The organism is Crenothrix polyspora, assembly GCF_900163755.1.
Taxonomy (GTDB): Bacteria; Pseudomonadota; Gammaproteobacteria; order Methylococcales; family Methylomonadaceae; genus Crenothrix; species Crenothrix polyspora.
On the sequence record NZ_FUKI01000168.1, the window covers coordinates 1 to 5385 of the forward strand.

Consider the following 5385-nt stretch of genomic DNA (forward strand, 5'->3'; position numbering starts at 1 on the left):
GTGCTTGGCCATGCGGTGCATCCCCAAGGCCAGGGTGACTGTCACCACCGCAGGCAGGCCTTCGGGGATAGCGGCCACCGCAAGGGCAATGGCGGTGAAGGCGGTCTGGATTAGCGGCTCACCCCGCCACAGGGCAAAGGCAAATAATACCGACACTATCGCGACAGCAATCAAGGCCAGACGTTTACCCAAGCTGTCCAGTTGTATTTGCAAGGGCGTAGCGCCGTCCTCTGCCTGCGCCAACAGTGTTGCCAAGCGGCCTATTTCGGTGGCCATGCCGGTGGCGGTCACCAGCATTTCGGCACGGCCACGGGTGATGGCATTGTTCAGGTACAGCATATTGGTGCGCTCTGCGAGCGGTGTGTCTTCATTCGCCAAAGCGGACTCTTGTTTGGCAACGGGAACGGATTCACCGGTCAGGGAAGATTCATCAACCTCCAGTGCATTGGCCATAATGAGGCGGCCATCCGCCGGTATTTTGTTACCGGCTTCCAAAATCACTATATCGCCAGGCACAAGCTGGTCGGCAGGGATTTCCAGCGTATTACCCTCACGCCGGACGGTGGCTTTTAAGGCCAGCATTTTTTTCAGTGCCGCCAGTGATTTTTCGGCCTGAAATTCCTGATAAAACCCCAATAAGGTATTGATGACCACCACCCCCAGGATCACGATACCATCGGTCCAATCGCCAATGAGGGCTGCCACACTGGCGGCAATCAACAACACAACGATGAGCGAACCCTTGAATTGCGCCAGCAACAAATGCCAGGCGGGGCGGGGTGGTTTCTCGGCCAGCCGGTTAGTGCTGTAGCGTTTTAGACGCGCGGTGGCTTCCGCTTGGCTTAAGCCTATGCCAGCATCAACCGATTGGTTCTTCAGCACTTGTTCTGCGGGCAAGGTATGCCAGTCAGTTAGGTTTGCTGCTTTTGATGTTAACTCTATTGTTTCTACTTGTTGTGCTTGTTGCTTGATCCAGGCCTGCCATACCGACAGCAGCACCGATAAAATCACCGGGCCTAAAAATAGCCCTACCGCCCCAAACGCCGTCAAGCCGCCCAGTACCCCGAACAGCACCACCAGAAATGGCACACGGCTGGCACCACTGATAATAATTGGCCGGATCACGTTATCCACTGTACTGACCGCCAGAAACCCCCACAGCAATAAGCCTATGCCGGGCCAAGTCTGGCCGCTAAGCAACAGCATGATAGCCAGTGGCAACCACACCAGTGTCGCACCCATAGGCACCAATGCCAACAGCGCGGTGATTGCCCCAAACAACACGGGGGCTTTGACCCCTGCTACGGTATAGCCAACGCCCGCCAACAGGCCTTGCCCCAGCGCCGCCAGCACCAACCCATACACCACGGCACGGGTGGTGTTTCCTGCCGCTTGCAGATAAACCTCTTGGTACTTGCCAAGAAAATGGATCAGGCCTAAGCGCAATTGCCGGATGGCTTCGTCGCCATCCCGAAAGCAAAAGAACACGGTGACTAATATGACACCCAAATTCATCACGTAACGGCCTATGCCGCCAAGAAATTGCGCGAACTGCCCCAGCCACTGTTTTGCCCAATTGGCAAATTGCGTGCTTACGCCGGCCTGGTCACTGTTCAGCCGATCTAGCCCATGCTGTAAATAGTTGCCCAACCACGGGATACGGCTGAGAAACTCAGGTAATCGAAAAGGCCCTTCCGCCACGTTATCGACCAAGGTTTGATAGGCAATGACGATTTCAGCCTGCAACATGGCGACCAGCCAGGACACCGTTAAAATGACTGCTGCTGCGATGATGGCGGTCATCAGCGCTGCACTGAGGGTGGGCTTGTCGTTAAGCCGATGTTTCAGGCGGCTATAAAGTGGCCATGCGACATAAGCGATAATAAATGCCCAAATCAGGGACATCAAAAATCCGCGCAACACCATAAAGCTAAGCAATAGCAGCCCTGTTAATAAAAGACCAGGGATGATGAACCGCGAGATGGATTTTGTGGGGGGATTGTTCATGGGTTAATGGAGTCCTGTTGGGCAACGTATAAAAGTCAAGCTAGTGTCAACTTTATTATGTCAAGTGTTGCAAAGACCTACGAGGTTTTTAAAACCTCGTAGGTCTAAGGCTGGTCAAAAATATACCCGACTTATCAAGATTGACTGAGTACTTATGTCCGCCACGACCAAAGCAGAGCATCATGGCATACCGGATAATCCACCAGTAGCTTAACCATTAGAGCGACAGCAATCAACACGGAAATCGCTTGTAATGGCATGCAGGCTTACCTGTGCATGGTTTTAAGGGCATTAAACAGCACGCTAACATCATGTTGGCCTTTGAACACCGGTGGAATTTCCGTCTTTATATCAAGTAACTTATACACGGCCATCAATGCAGATCGTATTGAATATTCAACAGTAAACACCACATCATCGGGAATTTCGCAAAACTGGCCGATAAAAGCGAAATTCTTCGTGCCTTCGGGTACAACATCGGGTCTGTCGCCTTTGACCCTGGGCATGAACTGGCTGGTGATAAACGGCATCATGCACGGAATACAGTTGGCGGCCGCCATAACGGCTTGCGTCTGTGTACCTAAGCGTAGATGCTGGAACAGTTCAACCAGTATCTCTTCGCCGGTGCATTCAGACATGGGTTTTTTAACATAATTACCGATTCTATCGGGGAATAGGCCATAACCCCAAAATACGAATATATTGTCAGGTTGGTTGATAAAATGCGGTTGATGTGCCAGCACTATACTCATAAACCAGCTGGAATCGACCAGCGTGAACATGCCGCCAGTCCCCGCCTTATTGCCGGTAAAGTCTTCTATAAACTGGAAAAAAGCAGGGTCGTCTAGCGTCACGGTAAACGACATCCACTTGGTTTGGTCAATATGGTCGGCAAATACGTCGGGGTGGCCAAAGCCTGGGCGGCCTTTGGCGATGTCTTCCCATAATGTCCACGCCCCACCGGCTTTTTTAGACTTTAACAGCGCAGGCGTTGTCATCGAACCCAGGCTAGACGCTTCTGTCATGCAGCCCAAGGTAACAAACACCCGATCGGTGGGCAATACGGTGATGTTTTTAGAAACATCCTCGCTGGTACAGCGGATATTTTTCACCGATCGATCCCCCGCGCCTAAATCAAAATCAAGCCCTGTGACTTCGGTGCTTAGCGAAAATTGCACACCTTGTGCGCCAAGCCAGTTCGTAAGCGGCAGTATCATGGAATCATATTGGTTATACGGCGTGCGCCAGACCCCACCCATTTTATTAAAATCGGGAAATAATTGGATGAAACGCAGCAAATAACGCTTGAGTTCAACCACACTGTGCCACGGTTGGAAGGCAAACATGGTTGACCACATCAGCCAGAAATTGCTTTCAAAAAACGTCGGTGTAAACCAGTCTTCAATGCGTTTGGCGGCTAGCGAATCTTCAGAATGGGCTATCAATGACAGTATATCCAAACGGTCTTTTTCGCTTAAACCAAACGATGACACATCGACTTTTTCGCCTGCCTTAACCAAACGGCATCGGGATAGGCTGACATATTGATGGCTGAATTCAAAAATTTCATCTTTGACGCTTTTGTCAGGGTCGGTCAGTGACGGGATGGTTTCAAAAAGATCGTAGGTGCAGACGTAGTGTTCTTCAATCATCCGCCCACCCCGAATGACATAACCTTTTTCTTTTGAGCCCGCGCCATCCAGGCTACCGCCCGTAACTTTCAGTTCTTCCAAAATATGGATATTCGCACCAGGGATATGACCATCGCGTATTAAAAATGCAGCACCTGCAAGGGCTGCTATGCCACCGCCGACAAAATAAGCCTTCCTGTTGTCTACAGTGGCAGGGTCGATTGAAATGTCCGGCATATTGTTTTGTTTGATATTAATAGTGTTCATGATTTACAGTTTTATAAATTGATAGGATTCATTTCGCTTCGTCAACTATTTGGATGGATTTTTGCTCAACTTCTTTGGCAACTTGAATCAACCCCGCATCTTGAGATAACGCTGAAAGCATTTGCACAGGCTTAATAAAGCCAATCTGCGTAATGCCTTTCTCCGTAAATATAGAAATACGGCACGGCAAAGCCATGTTCAGACGCATATCGGCAGATAAAACTTTTGCGGCCTGCACCGGATTACAGACTTCAAAAATTTTGCACTCCTCATTAAATGCAATGCCTTTATTGCGCAGTGTGTCCCCTAAATCATGGATGTGCAATATCCCGAAACCATTATGCTTAACCGCTAATTCAAGGTCTGTCGATGCCTGGCTGAATGATTTATTCGTTTTAACGATGTAATACATGAAGTGACCTCAATTTTTTTGGTTAATCAATAAAAATAACGGGATTTGCTAAGGTGTATCCCTTATTTTGAAGGGGGTAAATCAGCATGGCGGTCTAATTGTCGGCCACCATAGCGCAGTGATAAGGCATGGCCATTCACGCCAAAAAAGAAGAATGTGATTATCCCTAAAATAAAAATACCCGCTTGGGCGAGCTGTAATTCATGGGGTATAGGATTGATACTGAGCAACAAAGCCAACACCACCAGCGATGGCACCAAGCCAAACACGATAATCAGCGCGATAATAAAAACCGGTTGCTCTGCGCCAGAGGGCTTGGTATGAGCAAAGCCTGAAACGACTTTTATGATGGTCTGGCCAAATAACACCGCCGAGCCGAAGGACAATTCCGGTGATTCGATAATGGCAAACAGCGACCGGCCAACGCTGAGATCGACGATTGAAATCACCACCAGAGGCAGTACGATAAACAGCAAATCACCCAGCAAGGCGTACATCGCGGCTTTTTGGTGGGTCTTGTGGGTGTCATCAATGTTGCCAACGATGAAGCTGTCTTTATCCATTTATCGAAACGCCTTTTTATATCATCATTCATTAAGTGACTTTTAGTGTTACTTTTTGATTAAAAATATACAGCGTTTTCAACTTAGGACAGTTACAGCCACCGTTCGTGCTGAGCTTGTCGAAGCACGAACGGCACACTTCGACAAGCTCAGTGCGAACGGTTACGCTGTAACTATTGAACTGTGAAAACGCTGTATTACTTAAAGTAACTGTCGATCAAACCAACAAAGCGTTCATTTATGTTTCAATCAGTGTATGGGTGTGCCAACAACATTGCTGGCACTCTGCTAGATTTGGCTTCCAGGAATGCCAAAGGGCAATTACATTCCTTTTTTCACGTCTTTGGCGGCATCTTCAACATGACGGCCACCACTTTGTACATCTTTGCCCGCGCCTTCTATGGTATTACAGGCAGTTAATACACCCATAAAGCTTAATATCAACTCACATTGAGCGGCTACCCTCCCGTTAAATTTTGATTTAGACTTAAGTGCCGACTTGTCA

5 protein-coding genes are annotated in these 5385 nt (G+C 48.7%); all 5 read right to left on the bottom strand.

Annotated features, from left to right (window positions below):
- On the bottom strand, nucleotides 1-2007 hold a 2007-nt coding region (locus CRENPOLYSF2_RS17080; protein ID WP_140396894.1), incomplete at its 3' end, for an AI-2E family transporter.
- Between the two features lie 266 nt (nucleotides 2008-2273).
- Nucleotides 2274-3905, bottom strand: a complete 1632-nt coding sequence (locus CRENPOLYSF2_RS17085; protein WP_245808045.1) for an oleate hydratase — start codon at nucleotides 3903-3905, stop codon at nucleotides 2274-2276.
- Between the two features lie 28 nt (nucleotides 3906-3933).
- Nucleotides 3934-4317, bottom strand: coding sequence for a DUF302 domain-containing protein (locus tag CRENPOLYSF2_RS17090; protein ID WP_087145162.1), 384 nt, complete (start codon nucleotides 4315-4317; stop codon nucleotides 3934-3936).
- Between the two features lie 62 nt (nucleotides 4318-4379).
- A complete protein-coding gene (locus tag CRENPOLYSF2_RS17095; RefSeq protein ID WP_087145163.1) occupies nucleotides 4380-4880 on the bottom strand; it encodes a hypothetical protein in 501 nt (166 codons plus the stop codon).
- Between the two features lie 321 nt (nucleotides 4881-5201).
- A partial coding sequence (locus tag CRENPOLYSF2_RS19315; RefSeq protein ID WP_245808046.1) for an entericidin A/B family lipoprotein occupies nucleotides 5202-5385 on the bottom strand: 184 nt, incomplete at its 5' end.